The following is a 15,021-nucleotide window of genomic DNA, read 5'->3' on the forward strand; positions in this document are numbered from 1 at the left end:
CCTAAGCACTTTTTCTTCTAATTAAATCTAATTTTAAATCAATGGTTAACTCAGGTCGATCTAATCGTCCCAAGTGGTGTAACAGCTGATCGACCGCCATCTTAGCCATCGCCGCTACCGGTTGCCGAACCGTCGTTAACGGAACTTGTGCAACCGCCGCGAAAGGCTGATCATCATATCCCATCACGGCCATATCATCGGGAACCCGAAAATGTTGTCGCTGCAACTCATCGATCACCCCTACAGCCACCTCGTCGGAATTTGTAAATATCGCAGTCGGCCGGTCACTAGGATTTAAGTATGCCAACTGCTTCCCCAATGCCTGTCCATCCGTAATCGTATGTTGTTGTGCAAAAATCCAATCATTATTTACAGCCAGTTGCTGTTCTTCACAAAAATCTAAATAAGCTTGTGTTCGTGAACGTCCATGATGGGTGCTAGGAAAATCCCCACCCGTGGCATAAGCAATTCGCCGATGACCTTGGTGATACAAATATGCCAATGCATCGCTGGTTGCCTGGTAGTGATTTAAACTAATCATTGGAATACCAATGTCAGCCGTTTCCTCATTCAATAACACCATTTGATTAGCATATGTCGCTGCCAACTGCTCTAGTAATCGTTGATTTTCAATAGAAGCTAGAATAACGCCATCAACTTGTTGTTGTTTAAGCTTATCTAGAAAACGCTGTTCTGCCAGCGCATCATCGTGTGTCTGCATTACAATCACTTGAAAACCATACCGGTTTAGTTCCCGTTCCAAAGCATCAAATAGTTGTGCAAAGAACGGGTTGGAAATTCGTGAGACCAGTACACCAATCGTATTGGTACTACGTGCACGTAACTGACTGGCAATGGCATTCGGAGTATAATTTAATTTTTCGATTGCCGCCTGGATCTGCTTTTTCTTAGCAACCGAGACACTAGGCCGATGATTTAAATATCGCGAGACGGTCCCAACGCCTACACCTGCTTCAGCTGCTATTTCACTAATCGTTGTCATTTAAGCACCTCCATTTGGAATCGTTTCCATAATCAATATAACGACCTATTGTTAATTTGTCAAGAAAAATAAATTTATTGGTCTATTAACCGGTTCGCACTAGCACAACGTTTAGCTGAACACACCACCCAACAACCAATTATACCAAGTTGAATAGTCGTTCATCAGCCATCCGAATGCCTTCCTGAAACGCGGCCGGTAAGTTTTCTCAGACTACCTAGAATAAGACACGTATTTGAACTTGCGTAGTAGTTTTATGGAGAATTCAAATACATATCCGCCCTGCTTCCGCCACACTTAGCCCCGGAGATCGGGTTAAGACTGACTGTATTTAATAATTTTAACCATGTTCTATGCTGAGTAATAACTCGTACAATCCAGTAACAACCTAAAAAGATATCCCAAGCCACCATCTAGCTAGCTCAGGATATCTCTAATCAACAATATTGATTATAACGATGCTTGATAAATATCAAACCAGGTCAACAACAACGATACAATCAAGATGCCAACCATCGCTACCGCGTGCCACCACTTATTACGAACGAATATTGCAATATACTCACGAATAATAGCATCCGGCAGAAAGAACCTAGCTGTCCGCGCACCAATACCATCTGCTTTTAGTCCCGCCTGTTTGGCAAACATGCCGGCCCGAAAAGTATGATAATTATTCGTGACAAAAATCGTCCGGGGGTTTTTAACTGGCCCTTGATCAATCAATCGTTTACTAAACTGCATGTTTTGTAAGGTCGTTTTCGACTGCGTTTCCGCCCAGCCATCCTTAACCGGTAAACCATGTGCAATCGCGTATTCCAGCATGGCTTGCCCTTCCGGAACCGTTTCGTCACCACCCTGACCACCAGAAAAAATCATCACGGCTCGATGGTGAGTCTTGCGCTGTTGCTTCTGATAAAAGCGCAATCCACGCATGATACGTTGACCTAGTAATGGTGAGACACGCTTGCCATCCAACAAACCGGCACCCAGCACGATAATATAATCTTGGCGCAGACGTGGCCAATTGAATTGATAAATCGTCAACATCGTCAGGTAGTTATAAAACCAAAAGCCAAGATAAAAAATCACGAGGTTCGGAAAGACCGTCAGAAAATAACTAACTGGTTGCGGGACGTGATTATTTAATAAATTACCTAAAAACGGTAATATCAGAATTGCTAATCCTAAATATAGCGTTAACATATTCGCTAACGTGTGACTTTCATGCCGCCACATAATCCACGCGTTCCATAGTAATAAGAACGCTTGCAACGTGAAGATCAAGCCGATTAATAGTATTAGTAAAACGAACAGCGTCCCACTTACCAATATCAGCCAGTGGATATTACTACCTAAAATCGTTATCGCTAACATTGTTAAAAAAGAATAGAAAAATAGCGAAAACCAAATGCCGTTACCAAGCCGAACCTTATCGCGATGATAACGACAACCAAAAATGACCCCAAACGTGATTGGCACCACCCAGCCCCAGTAAACAATTGCTGGAATTGGCACCCAAACCGCTGAGTTATTCACATCAACACCCCCGCATTAAGTTTTATTCCAGACTCCATCATAAAGGAGTGCCGACTGGACTGCAATCAGGAGCCATTACTTCAACTGTTTTTGTTCATTATAGAAATTGCGATAGGCTAAATAACACGCAATGATGGAACCTAAACTAGTCGCCGACAAGAGCATGAACGTAACCATGATTTGATACTTAATGGCCCGCACCGGATCGACCCCCGCAAAGATCAACCCGGACATCATCCCGGGAAGACTAACTAGGCCCACCGTTTTAGCCGAATCAATCGTTGGCGACATGCCAGTCCGGATTGCCTCACGTACAATTGCAATTGAAGCATCTAGCAACCCAGCACCTAATGCCAGTCGTTCTAGCACACCCTGGCGCTGATCATGAAACTGACTATTGAGACTTCGATAAGCCAATCCAATAGCTACCATTGAGTTGGAAGCAATCATCCCAGAGATTGGAATCATTTGCGATGGTACAAACTTAATCGCTCCCGATAAAACTAGTACGCCCAATGTCACTCCCGTACTAACTAAAATAGCTAGTAGTGAAATTGACAAGGCGTGGTCAATCCCTGGCCCACGTTTTTTCGCATTCCAAGCGGCATTAAAAATAATGAAGCCAATCATCGCTAATGTCAGCCACAAATTATTAACACGGAAAATATATTTTAATAAGTAGCCCACAATAAATAGCTGAACTACGGCCCGAATAACCCCAATCACGATATCCTTGTCTAATCCGAGCTTTTGCCACAAACTAATTCCTAATGCCACCAAAACTAGCATTGCTGCTAAGAATAGCGACGTATTGTTAACCGCTAAATTCATGCGTGCACCTCCAATCGACCCGCAACGACTTTCGCCAATTGATTGGCTGCGGCAATTTCCGTAGCATCATGGGTAATCATAATGGTTGTCACGTGAGCTTGGGTATTTAACTGACGTAACCACCTGTGCACAATTTGTTTATTATCTTCATCCAGACCAGCTGTCACCTCGTCCAGCAACAGCACTTTCGGTAAAAATAAGATATTACGAATCAGGGCGACCCGTTGACGTTCACCACCAGAAAGCTCAGTAATTGGCTGATGGAGTGTCCGTTCTGACAATCCGACGTTATTCAAAGCCGTCACCACCCGTTTCATATCCATCGTTTGTTTGCGAATTTGGTACGGAAAAGCTAAATTATCCGCCACGGTCTCACCAAATAATGTCGGTTGTTGAAAACAATAAGAAACTTGCCGTCGATACATAATCGGATCATAGCTTTCAATGGGCTGGCCATCGAAAATTAAATCGCCACTTGTTTTGGAGATCATCGCCGCAATAATTCGTAATAACGTGCTTTTACCACCACCCGATGGGCCAGTCAACGTAATATGTGCGCCAGTTGGAATCTTCCAATCAATATCATATAAGATATGTTGATCCGCAACTTGATAATTAACCTTTTTGAGTCTAATCAATGAATCCACACGATCCACCCCCCACTGCTAATTTAGAATCATTATAACCTAATAACAAGAAGGCTTTCAACTAATCCTCTCCGGTTATCCTATCAACGACCGCATGCTATAATGGGGGTTAACACAGTTCACAGAAAAACGAGGTCAAAATTAAACTTATGCCACAATCTAATCATTATTCGCACCAATCACGATCACACAATGATCGTCGTCGGCAACCACCGACCGAAAAAGTACAAACGACGGTCACCATTGGTCAACGCTTCCCACTGACTATTCGGCGCCTAGGTATTAACGGTGAAGGTATTGGCTATTACAAACACGTCATTACATTTGTCAAGGGCGCGCTACCCGATGAAGTCGTAGTTGCTGAAGTTACCGCAGTTCACCCACGTTACCTCGAAGCTAATATTCGTAGCATTCGTAAACCTAGCCCCGACCGGGTTGATCCCCGTGATACTTACGCTGGGGAAGTCGGTGGTTTTGAACTCGAACACCTCGACTATCCGGCCCAGTTAGCTTTTAAACAAGATTTGATCAGACAAGCACTTGAAAAGTATCGACCCGCTGGCTACCGCCACTACGATGTCCGCCCAACTATTGGTATGGCTGATCCATATGAATATCGGAATAAAGCCCAATTTCAGGTTCGGATGATCGATGGTCACGTCGCTGCTGGCTTATACAAAGAAAATAGCCATGACCTAGTTGATTTACCAACTTGTTCCGTTCAAATGCCAGCGACCATGACAGTCATGCGCCAAGTCGTTGCTTGGCTTGAAGAACTCCAAGTGCCCATTTATGATGAAGCACATAATTCTGGTATCGTTAAAACAATTGTTGTGCGAGCTGCGGCAGCGACTGGTGAAGTCCAACTTGTCTTCATCACCAATACACCCAAGTTACCAAAGAAACATCAATTATTGATAAAGATTGCTGAAAAATTACCAATGGTCGTCTCAGTCATGCAAAACGTCAACGCAGGTAAAACGTCACTGATTTGGGGTGATCAAACGACCTTGCTGGCTGGCAAGCCAACGATTACAGAGGAACTCGACGGGCTCGTTTTTGACTTATCCGCTCGTGCTTTCTTCCAATTAAACCCGCAACAAACTAAGCAACTCTACCGATTGGCGCGAGAAGCACTAAACTTGGCTCCCAACGAGACACTCGTTGATGCCTATTCCGGTGTTGGAACGATTGGCTTGTCGCTAGCTGATGTTGCCAAAGAAGTCCGAGGGATGGATACGATCCCTGCGGCTGTTGCGGATGCTAATGCCAACGCACAGCGTAATCAGATCACCAATGCCCACTATGAAGTTGGCGAAGCTGAAGTTTTGTTACCACAATGGTTAGCTAGTGGTTTTACACCGGACGCGATGGTCGTTGACCCACCACGGACTGGCCTAGATAACGTCTTGATTGACGCTATCTTGCAAAGCGCACCTGAAAAGCTGGTCTACATCTCATGTAATCCATCGACGCTCGCACAAGATTTACAAGCGTTGACGCGCGGCTATCAGGTGGATTATATCCAGTCAATCGATATGTTTCCACAAACAGCGCGTTGTGAAGCAGTGGTCCGCTTTACCAAACGTCATTAATTATCCATCATCACTGCCAATTAACTTTGAGGGGGAATCATCATGGCAGCTACTGATAGTCAAATTACATTAACAATGACCTTTACTTTACGGCCACCATTTAAGACCCATTTTTTACTTCTAAAAGACTATATTGCAGATGTGCGTATCCCAGCACGTGATGGCATGTTAACCACCATTATTGCCAAAAACATACCATTATCACCGGCACTAGAACAACTCAAAACGATTTTTGATGATGTTCAAAATCCGGTCTACTGGCGACTCCATGATCAGGCAGTGCAAGAATTCTTTAGTGCCCATCCTGATCAGCGGCCCGTTCTCCCAATGGACCTCTTACAGGTCATGCTCAATACTTTGGCCGCCCAGGGATTATCCGATCAACAACTGATGCACATTATGAGGGACGTTTTCGAGCGATTACAAACCAATGACTTTAATGGGCAGGCGGCGCAACGAATCTTAACAGCATTGAAAAACAAATAGATTATATGTGATCTATTTGTTAATATACGGACTCAGGCTATCTCTGAGTGTGCTTTACCTTATTCATACCGAAATACTAAATTAGACGTTTCAGGAATTCAAAGTCACCTCCTGAAGCGTCTATTTTTATCCTATTTAAATCGCCATTCACTTGATTGACAGCAACCATTTTGACCAACCAGTGACATCCAATCTCGTACGACAGGCTATAACAACTTAACTTCTTCATATTATCATCTCAAACCGGCCAACCTACTCCTATTCCCAACGACTTAGAAAGGTTATCATTATTAAATAAAAAACAGTTAACACTGATAGACCCCATCACTGGCTATCAGCGCTAACTGCTGAAATTATTATGCTGAGTTCGCCCGCCTATTTACGCTGACGGAATAATGCGATAGATTTTCTTGGCATTAGCACTTAAAATATTCTCAACAACACTAGTATCAACTTCTAATTGCTTAATCATCTCCGGCCCTGCTGTCATCCATGACGTTTTAACTGGATAGGATGACCCATAAATCACATTGCCTGCTCCCAATACTTTGATGGCTATCTCAAGATTGTCCGTTCCCCACGGTTGGGCATGTGAAACTTCGTAAAAAATATTATGCTCTAAGCGGTGTTTCACACTAACGCTATTTGTTGTATCAAAACGACCATTGCCAGAATCATGTGGTAACAACATGGTCTTATAAGTGAAGAACCCACCACCAAGCATTGAATGGATTAATTGTAATTCAGGTAATTCTACAAATAAATCACTGAAGACCTCACGACCGATTGCCGTTATCTGATCCTCACAACGGCCATATGAGCGCCGTAAATTCTCATAGTCCTTGATTGCACCATATTCCATTGGTACTGGTGAATGGTGGACATAGACTGGGATTTTCTTAGTTGCAACGTATCGGAAAAATTCTCGATAGGCTGGACTATCCAAGTAACCATCCGCATAATGCGTTGATAATTGAATCCCATTCAGCCCAAGTTCATCAATACAATAATCTAGTTCAGCAAGATTAGCAGCAGTAGCATATGGTGGAACAGTAGCCAATGCAACCATCCGCCCCTTACTTTCTTGGACGTGTTTTGCAACTGCACGATTAAAAACTTTGCACAGGTCAAGATCGAGCCATTCCTGACAGCCCGGCAATTTTAAGACGGCCATATCAACTCGACCTTCATCCATATCCTGTAACTGATGCTCAAGCAAATAATCATTTTGAAAATAGTCCAGACTACTTTGGCCAATTGGTTCTTCAATTACGATTTTCTTAGACCCATCAGCGTTAGTGCTAACCGTCGCCTTAGAATCTCGACCATTGTTAACTGCCTGAATAAACTTAGCTTGTAATACTGGATCAGTAAACAACTCATCTGGCAACCAGTAAACATTCGCATCAATAATCATTAAAAATCGCTCCTTATACTATCAATTATTTGTCGCTACCGTGGTACCCGCTTCGACTGAGCTTGATTGTAATTCAACATCTAACACCTTAGTCGCATTGGTTACTGGCCCAAACTGGGTCGGCATGACGCTCTTTAAGTGTTCCGACTTGGTTACAATCATCATTACAGTCGTATCATATCCAGCTGCAGCGATTGCAGCTTCATCAAAATCAACTAATAAATCACCTTTTTTAACTCGCATCCCTTGGGCAACATGCATCTTAAAATGTTCGCCTTCCAGGTTGACTGTGTCAATCCCAATGTGAATCAAGATTTCCTCGCCATCATCACTGGCCAGACCAACTGCATGGCCGGTGGGATAAGCCACCCGAACGATACCACTAACTGGCGCATAGACCTTACCCTCACTTGGCTTAACGGCAATACCGTCACCTAAGACTAACTTTGAGAAAACACCATCATTAACGGTCGTTAGGTCAAAGCTTTCACCTGTAACTGGTGCATAAACATCGCTATGTTCAGCAAGTTGTTGCTTACTTGGTTTCGACTTTGCATCCTTTTTGTCCCCAACGATCAAAGCAGCGATTAGGGCAAAGGCGAAAGCCACGACCCCACTAATACATAGCCCGATAAACCCGGCATCAATCCCCTTTGGATTAATGAAGCATGGTAACCCTAAGATACCGCTGGCACCAAATGAGTAGAGCTTGGAACCTGAGAAACCGGCAATCGCGCCGCCAATCCCAGCAGCTAGAAATGAAGTTAACAGCACCTTTTTCCGTGGAATCAACACACCGTAGAGTGCCGGCTCGTTAATCCCAAAGAAAGCAGAAATGGCAGCAGCCACTGACATACTCTTAACCCGTTCGTCACGCGCTCGAATTGCAATACCGACCGCAGATCCTAACACAGCTAAGCCGCCTGCAAAAATCAACGGATTGATGACGTCATACCCGTAGTGCGCAACGTCAATTGCAAAGAACGGAATAACCGCCCAATGTAGACCGAACATCACTAAGATACTCCAGAAGAAGCCAAGCAAGAACCCTGCAATCCCCTTATTGAGACCAACTAACCATAGTACCGTATCACTCAAAATATTTTGCAAGATCATCGCGATTGGTCCAATGATAATCAAACTAACCACACCAGCAATCAATAGTGTAAAGAACGGTACGAAAACCATTTTTAAAACATCTGGAATCACTTTTTCACAATATTTATAAACGTAACTGGCGAACCAGACAATAATGATGATTGGAATAACCGTACTTGAGTATGACTGTAATGCCACGGGAATCCCTAAAAACGTCATCTTATACTTCAACGCAAAGATGGTCCCTTTAAAAATCGTTGTTACGGCCGTACTACTAGCCGCCGTAACTAGCGTTGGATAGACCAAGAACGCCCCCAACGTGATGCCATAGATTTCTTTCAAACCAAACTTTCGCGCGGCACTCCAACCAATGACGATTGGGAAAAAGTAAAATAGCGTATCACCTAAGGAGGATATACTACCCCTTAGGTACACAGATTAAATAATAAAAAATCTGTGTACCTAAGGGGTTTTTGTATGCGTTCAAATAGAAAGTATTCATTTGATGAAAAGATTAACATTCTTAATCTGATTGATAATAACCATACGGTGCAATCAATTGCCAGGGATCTACAAATAAATAAAAACGTTATTCATCAATGGAAAAGATTGTACGATCTCAATGGAAGTGAAGGCTTAAGGCATCAAAGAAAAAATCGCAGCTATTCTCAAGCATTCAAAGAAAGGATTGTACAGGAACATATCAAAGAAAAGCTGTCTTTTCCAAAATTAGCCACCAAGTATGGTTTGAGTAGCGCCGGGATGGTGTCTAATTGGTTTAGAGATTATACTATTGGAAAGAAAACTTATTCCAATAGAAATCCGAGGAACCGAAAGATGAAAGACGGACGCAAGACAACCCAAATTGAACGCATTGAAATAGCTCAATGGACTATCGCCAACGACTATGCTTACCACGAGGCCGCTAGCCATTTTGAGGTCTCGTATCAACAAGTTTATACCTGGGTCAAGAAGCTAAATAACGGCGGTGTGGACGCTTTAGCCGACCGCCGTGGGAAAAGTAAAGCTACGCCACTTACCGAGTTAGATATCGCTAAACTGAAAATAAAAGAATTAGAAGCTAGAACTAAACATTTGGAAATGGAAAAGGACCTGTCAAAAAAATTGAAAGAGATTCAAAGGAGAGTGAAGTAAGTGGTTGGTCATCAATCGACCGGATCTCAAAATATCAGGCAATTCAAGAACTAGCCGGTAAATATCCCATAAGTTGGTTGTGTCAAGAAGTCGGGATCAAGCGGAGGTCATATTATAAATGGTTGAACCGGACATTAACCGCTAATGAACGACTAAATGATGAGCTAGTTAAATTCATGCTTAAATTAGAAATTAGCCATAATTATATATTTGGTGTTGAAACCTTAGTTATGCACATCAACGAAGAGACTGAGTACCATGTGAATGCCAAACGTATCAGAAGATTAATGCAAGTTAACCATATCAAATCATCGATTCGCATTAGTAAACATGATCGTAAAGCGGAATATAAAGAAATGATGTCAGCCAATATCATCAAGCATGATTTTAATCAGGAAGAATCTAATAAGGTTTGGACAACCGACTGTACTGAATTAAAATACGGTAATCAAAGTCTCAACAAACTACGACTTAGTGCCATCAAGGATTTACACGATCACAGTATCGTTGCCTGGGCGATCGATGATACCGAAACGACAACACTGGTGACAGCAACTGTTAATAAAGCAATGAAAAGTAATGACCTGGCCGCCAACGAATTAATTTTACACACTGACCAAGGTTCGGCCTATACATCATTAGAATTCAATCGGGCCCTTAATAGCTATGGCATTTGCCATAGCATGTCAAGACCGGGGACACCTGGAGACAACGCGCCTATGGAGAGTTTCTGGAGTCATTTAAAAGATGAGGACTTAAGTTTTAAAACCGCATTGACCAAAGAAGAATTACTTCAAAACATTACCAAAGCAATTGACTGGTACAACAACGGTCGACGTCAAAAGTCATTAAAAGGCATGACCCCGACAGAATGTCGAAATCATGCCCTCCGATTTAAAGCATCATAATTTATATTATTTAAACTGTGTACTTGACAGGGTGTAGTGCCTAATGCACTTAAAATAATATAAGTGCCGCTTTTGTCAGTTAATAGTCCTGTCACCGTACATAGTGACAAGATTGCTTTGATCATCCCGGCACCGGACAACAAGCCAAGTACTGGAATAAAAATTGAACTAATCAATCCCAATGCCTTATTTAAAAAGCCTTTTTCCTCAGCATCATCATCCGTTGGTGCAGCTATCTCACCACCATTGACGACATCATCTGGAAAATTAGCGACATCTAAAATGGCATCATACACACTACCCACGCTTGGGCCAATGACGACTTGGTACTGACCACCCTGCTTAACAACATCAAGAACACCGTCGAGATCTTTAACAGCTTCATCGTTGGCTTTTGATTCATCCTTCAAGACGAATCGCACTCTGGTTACACAATGCGTGATACTCTTGACGTTACTCTTGGTCCCAATATTTTTTAGAATGTCTTTGGCAAGCGGTTTATAATCCATGTTTGACAACCCCTTCAATTATTTTCGTTATCGGTTATGACGTAATCGACTTATTCTCAGGGAGTCCCGATTATGACTCGTTGTTAGTTAATGATATTTCTCATAAGTGTCTAAGAGGTGACTGCCGGTCACAAACTTAGCGATAATCTCTTCAAACGTTCCCGCGGGCACCGGATTACCGATTGTTTCAAATGACAGCCCATAGTCTTGTGCTTGCAAAAAGTAGTAATGAAAACCATTGCAATAACCGGCTACCAGCACAGTCTTATCAGTTGAAGCTCGTAAACTTTTCGCCCCTGCCGAAGCGAGCTCGCCGGGAAAGACGAACAGTCTTAGTTCCCCAATATCTAATAACTGGAGACCTAATAAATCGTGAAACTGAGGTTCTTCAAGCTGACTTGTACACTTCTCAATGATGGCATCAATCGGCTGTGAACCAACCGACTTGATTGCACCGCTTTGTAAGTCACCAATCATCGTCCGCAAATCTTGATCATATACTGCTTTATCATTAACGACTTCATGGCTTAACGTCAATGTTCGAATCTTACCAAGCTTTAGCCGTTTAGGGGTCTGAATCTTGGCAATGGCTGTAGCTAATCCCGTACTTGCACGTGCTAATTCCGCAAAATCACGTCCTTGCCGCTCATAACGATTACTAGAATCAGCCGCACAACCAATTAACATTAATGGGAAAAAGCCCCATTCCTCCGCTAGTTTAGTACAAGTGTTACCTGCAAGATCGGCTGTTAAGTATTGATTATCAGGGCCCAAAACTGTCGAATGAACTGCCATATTCACGATTCCCGCAATTGCATGACCATCAGCAATAAACTTAACGACACTAACGGCATTATCTGCCGGTCGATTAGCATGGTTACGATTACTATAAAACCCGAAGATTTCTTGTTGCCCATATTGGACGGTCACATCGGTTAACGTTTCTCGACAATCCTCAAAAGCCTGCACAAAGCTATCTACGAAAAAGTCATAGTAGGACTGACTGAATTCACCAAACTCCCAGGTCCGATGATAATCGCGTACTGAGTGATGATCATGAGTCACGCCAATAATGACATGATCCATGGCAATCCCATATTTACGGCTAATTTTTTGCCGAATATCAGCCGCAACAATATCTTCTAATTCCAATAAGTCGCCAGTTGCCAGAAAGCATTCATTGCCCTGTTCATCATAAAAAAGTAGTGCATTGATAAAGATATGGTCATGAATTCCTTTTGCTGGCTGATTCCTCAGTTCTGTCTTATACCCCAATAAATAAAATGGCTCGGTTGGCGTAATATCTTTTCTAGCATGTCCAACTAACATCTAGCATCCTCCTCACGCATTATTCGTCCAAACCGTACGCAAGCGTCTAACAGGCGTTGATCAGCGGTTTGACCCAACTGCGTATTCATTGATTGATACGTTATTCTGTCGAAATCAAGTTTCTCTGGCAAATACTTGGCAGCGCCATTGACCAATGTTGCAATCATCGTTGTTGCATCACCAGCGATTGCTCGCCGACAACTTTCACCGAACATACTGTTCAACTCTGGTTCAGTTCCCACAGTTCCATACTGGTTGATTCGCACTGCCCACAAATGTAAGGTGGTCATCTGTCCAGTTGGTTCAAACTTATAAGTCTTCGTTGGCTTTATCTCAAACGTACCGTGCTGTTGTACTTGTGTTGGTACCGACACCGGTAATTGGCTACTCCAAAGTCGCTGCAACGGTTGCCAGTCCTGAATTTTCTGAACGGCGCGTTGCAGACTTTCCGTAACAATCACCGCCTGATTAATTAACAAAGTCCTGACAACCGCAAATGACGGCGCTGCTTCACCAGTAAAAAGTGGGCGTTGATCTCCGGCACATCCCGGTATAAAGATTGCTACTTGATCATTCTGCTCATAGCCTTGAATGCCATTCCCCATCAAATCACTGGAAATAACTCGTCGACCACGGTCATCTGTGATGTGATCCATAACACTCTGTTGAATATCATAGTTCACGACTAAATTAACGGTCTGATCTGCCCGTTTGAAAGCTAAGATCCGCAATTGATGATTACTATAGCCTTCAAAGTTCCGCCCTAACCACCAGCCTTGTTCGATCAAAATATTACGGTTGACATTGAGTGGGCAATTAACATTTACTTGTCCAATCTCAACAGTCTGTAAATCTTCCTGCGCTAATTGACAGCTAATCTTCAAGCTTTCAACTAGTTTACGATCAATTAATTGATAGCTCGCCTGCTTAGCCGGTGTCTCAGTCGTACTTGGTAGGTGAGGGGCAGCAAATGTATGGGTCACCGTTACCCACACCTTGCTTGGTGTAATTGCTAATAGCTCGGCAACCAATTCACGATATCGTTTGATTGCAGTCGCTCGTAGCGATGTTAGGTCAAACGAAACGAGTGCCCAATTATCTGGTCCACTAATAAGCAAGACGCGGCAATACAAATCATCTAGTTTAGCTTCAAATTCTCGGATTGGTGCTTCGTCAGGATTAAATTGAATCCTTGCTTTACCAAAACCTGCTTTAAAATTATGCATAACGCTGCCTTCCCTTCTCACAATTAAGAAAGCGTTTTCTATACCCTTATTATGGCTATTTGCCATTTGACACGCAATTCTAAGTCTGACTATACTTATTCCAGAAAAGAATAAAGCGATTTCAATTTTACCAATCAGCAAAACGAGGTGGACTTGCAATGGATTTACAATACTTAAATAATTTCTTAGCACTCGCCCATTACCGGAGTTTTTCCGCAGCCGCAGACGCCTGCTATATCTCGCAATCTTCATTTTCAAAACGAATCATGCGCTTAGAAAGCGACCTCGGTGTAACGCTCTTTGAACGTTCAACCCGTCAAGTATCATTAACCGAATACGGTAAGATTTACTTAAAATACGCGCAACAAATTCACAACTTGTCACAACAAGCAACGGATGAAATCAATCGTCGTCATGCCGAAGATGAAGGAATCGTCATCGGCGGAATTCCGTCTATCAGCGAATACGGCATCTTGGATTTGATTTCTGGATTTATAAAAACAACTCACATCCATTGCCAAGTAAAATCAGCTCCTTCTGAAGACTTAGAACCCATGCTACTCAATCAGACTTTAGATTTTGCCTTTATTAAAGAGGTTCAACATACGAATTTATTTAACCACCTACCATATGCCGAAGATCACTTAGTCGCCGTTCTCCCTATCAGCCACCCATTAGCAAAACAACCCAAAATCAAGCTACAGCAACTAGCAAATGAAGACTTTATTTTCCAACCAGTTAATTCCCGCCCATATGATCTTTGTATGACGATTTGTAAGCAAAGCGGCTTTACGCCTAATGTTATTTATGCCGATCGAATTATTGAGAATATTCTTAACTTTGTAAAAAAAGGACTAGGCATCTCATTGCTCATGAAAAAATTGGTTCCTACAGATACTGATTTAGTTTGTCGTCCAATCCAACCAGCAGTTGTTGCCGATATTAACCTTTGTTATCTAAAAAACGAATCCTTAAATTCATATGGTCAATGTTTTTTAGACTACTTTGCTAGTCAAAACAATGCCCACTGATAAGCAGATGCTAAAACATTTTTAAATCTAGTAAATTTAGATTCGACACAGTTATCTAACACTATTTTCAGCCAGCACATTGACGTAACTTATAAAATCACAAGAAAAAGGAGTAATCATTAATTAATCTAATGATTTTCATATATTATCATTAGTTAATCAACGTTTAAATTATTTTTGCACTAGTCACGCAAAGCATAGTTGTTGACTTTCAAGTTACATGTGTTAAGCTAATCACTGTAATTTTTAT

Annotated in this window: 13 protein-coding genes and 1 pseudogene; 5 read left to right on the top strand and 9 right to left on the bottom strand. The window is 42.3% G+C overall.

Going from position 1 to position 15,021, the window contains the following annotated elements; genetic code table 11:
* Window position 1: 1 nt before the first annotated feature.
* The 4 genes from LP667_RS13995 to LP667_RS14010 form a co-directional block, all read right to left on the bottom strand.
* Window positions 2–1,003, bottom strand: coding sequence for a LacI family DNA-binding transcriptional regulator (locus LP667_RS13995; protein WP_021731084.1), 1,002 nt, complete (start codon window positions 1,001–1,003; stop codon window positions 2–4).
* A gap of 450 nt (window positions 1,004–1,453) precedes the next feature.
* Window positions 1,454–2,539 (bottom strand): YdcF family protein, encoded by a 1,086-nt coding sequence (locus tag LP667_RS14000; RefSeq protein WP_021731083.1) that lies wholly within the window; start codon window positions 2,537–2,539, stop codon window positions 1,454–1,456.
* Between the two features lie 75 nt (window positions 2,540–2,614).
* Window positions 2,615–3,370: an ABC transporter permease gene (locus tag LP667_RS14005; RefSeq protein ID WP_021731082.1), complete on the bottom strand. Its 756-nt coding sequence runs from the start codon at window positions 3,368–3,370 to the stop codon at window positions 2,615–2,617.
* On the bottom strand, window positions 3,367–4,017 hold the full coding sequence (locus LP667_RS14010; protein ID WP_021731081.1) for an ABC transporter ATP-binding protein: 651 nt from the start codon (window positions 4,015–4,017) through the stop codon (window positions 3,367–3,369). Before LP667_RS14010 ends, LP667_RS14005 begins: the two co-directional genes overlap by 4 nt.
* Window positions 4,018–4,166: 149 nt before the next feature.
* Here LP667_RS14010 and rlmD point away from each other — a divergent pair, with 149 nt between their 5' ends.
* Complete coding sequence (gene rlmD, locus LP667_RS14015; RefSeq protein WP_021731080.1) at window positions 4,167–5,612, top strand: 23S rRNA (uracil(1939)-C(5))-methyltransferase RlmD; 1,446 nt, start codon at window positions 4,167–4,169, stop codon at window positions 5,610–5,612.
* A 42-nt stretch (window positions 5,613–5,654) separates the two neighbouring features.
* Window positions 5,655–6,098: a hypothetical protein gene (locus LP667_RS14020; protein ID WP_021731079.1), complete on the top strand. Its 444-nt coding sequence runs from the start codon at window positions 5,655–5,657 to the stop codon at window positions 6,096–6,098.
* 379 nt (window positions 6,099–6,477) lie between these two features.
* Here the strand turns inward: LP667_RS14020 and LP667_RS14025 are convergent, their stop codons facing one another.
* Entirely contained in the window at window positions 6,478–7,515 is a 1,038-nt protein-coding gene (locus LP667_RS14025; RefSeq protein ID WP_021731078.1) for an amidohydrolase family protein, read from the bottom strand.
* 21 nt (window positions 7,516–7,536) lie between these two features.
* A complete protein-coding gene (locus LP667_RS14030; protein ID WP_235806622.1) occupies window positions 7,537–9,048 on the bottom strand; it encodes a glucose PTS transporter subunit IIA in 1,512 nt (503 codons plus the stop codon).
* Between the two features lie 42 nt (window positions 9,049–9,090).
* Here LP667_RS14030 and LP667_RS14035 point away from each other — a divergent pair, with 42 nt between their 5' ends.
* Window positions 9,091–9,768: a helix-turn-helix domain-containing protein gene (locus tag LP667_RS14035; protein WP_021730107.1), complete on the top strand. Its 678-nt coding sequence runs from the start codon at window positions 9,091–9,093 to the stop codon at window positions 9,766–9,768.
* A 23-nt stretch (window positions 9,769–9,791) separates the two neighbouring features.
* The gene (locus LP667_RS14040; protein WP_120770892.1) at window positions 9,792–10,676 is read left to right on the top strand and encodes an IS3 family transposase; all 885 of its coding nucleotides are present in this window, start codon (window positions 9,792–9,794) and stop codon (window positions 10,674–10,676) included.
* 32 nt (window positions 10,677–10,708) lie between these two features.
* Here LP667_RS14040 and LP667_RS14045 read toward each other — a convergent pair.
* The 3 genes and pseudogenes from LP667_RS14045 to LP667_RS14055 form a co-directional block, all read right to left on the bottom strand.
* Window positions 10,709–11,185, bottom strand: a pseudogene (locus LP667_RS14045) (PTS transporter subunit EIIB); the annotation flags it as partial.
* Window positions 11,186–11,272: 87 nt separating this feature from the next.
* Window positions 11,273–12,514 (bottom strand): neutral/alkaline non-lysosomal ceramidase N-terminal domain-containing protein, encoded by a 1,242-nt coding sequence (locus LP667_RS14050; RefSeq protein ID WP_056988458.1) that lies wholly within the window; start codon window positions 12,512–12,514, stop codon window positions 11,273–11,275.
* On the bottom strand, window positions 12,508–13,740 hold the full coding sequence (locus LP667_RS14055; protein WP_056988459.1) for a hypothetical protein: 1,233 nt from the start codon (window positions 13,738–13,740) through the stop codon (window positions 12,508–12,510). The genes LP667_RS14050 and LP667_RS14055 overlap by 7 nt, the downstream gene beginning before the upstream one ends.
* A gap of 158 nt (window positions 13,741–13,898) precedes the next feature.
* Here LP667_RS14055 and LP667_RS14060 point away from each other — a divergent pair, with 158 nt between their 5' ends.
* Window positions 13,899–14,771, top strand: coding sequence for a LysR family transcriptional regulator (locus tag LP667_RS14060; RefSeq protein ID WP_056988460.1), 873 nt, complete (start codon window positions 13,899–13,901; stop codon window positions 14,769–14,771).
* The last annotated feature ends 250 nt before the right edge of the window (window positions 14,772–15,021 follow it).

Source organism: Lactiplantibacillus paraplantarum (assembly GCF_003641145.1).
In the GTDB taxonomy this organism is placed as follows: domain Bacteria; phylum Bacillota; class Bacilli; order Lactobacillales; family Lactobacillaceae; genus Lactiplantibacillus; species Lactiplantibacillus paraplantarum.

What these genes read in the sequence shown, in the direction of transcription:
- LP667_RS14060 (WP_056988460.1), top strand. Translation starts at nt 13,899, where the DNA reads ATGGATTTACAATACTTAAATAATTTCTTAGCACTCGCCCATTACCGG.
- LP667_RS13995 (WP_021731084.1), bottom strand. Translation starts at nt 1,003, where the DNA reads ATGACAACGATTAGTGAAATAGCAGCTGAAGCAGGTGTAGGCGTTGGG.
- LP667_RS14020 (WP_021731079.1), top strand. Translation starts at nt 5,655, where the DNA reads ATGGCAGCTACTGATAGTCAAATTACATTAACAATGACCTTTACTTTA.
- LP667_RS14025 (WP_021731078.1), bottom strand. Translation starts at nt 7,515, where the DNA reads ATGATTATTGATGCGAATGTTTACTGGTTGCCAGATGAGTTGTTTACT.
- LP667_RS14035 (WP_021730107.1), top strand. Translation starts at nt 9,091, where the DNA reads ATGCGTTCAAATAGAAAGTATTCATTTGATGAAAAGATTAACATTCTT.
- LP667_RS14050 (WP_056988458.1), bottom strand. Translation starts at nt 12,514, where the DNA reads ATGTTAGTTGGACATGCTAGAAAAGATATTACGCCAACCGAGCCATTT.
- LP667_RS14005 (WP_021731082.1), bottom strand. Translation starts at nt 3,370, where the DNA reads ATGAATTTAGCGGTTAACAATACGTCGCTATTCTTAGCAGCAATGCTA.
- rlmD (WP_021731080.1), top strand. Translation starts at nt 4,167, where the DNA reads ATGCCACAATCTAATCATTATTCGCACCAATCACGATCACACAATGAT.
- LP667_RS14055 (WP_056988459.1), bottom strand. Translation starts at nt 13,740, where the DNA reads ATGCATAATTTTAAAGCAGGTTTTGGTAAAGCAAGGATTCAATTTAAT.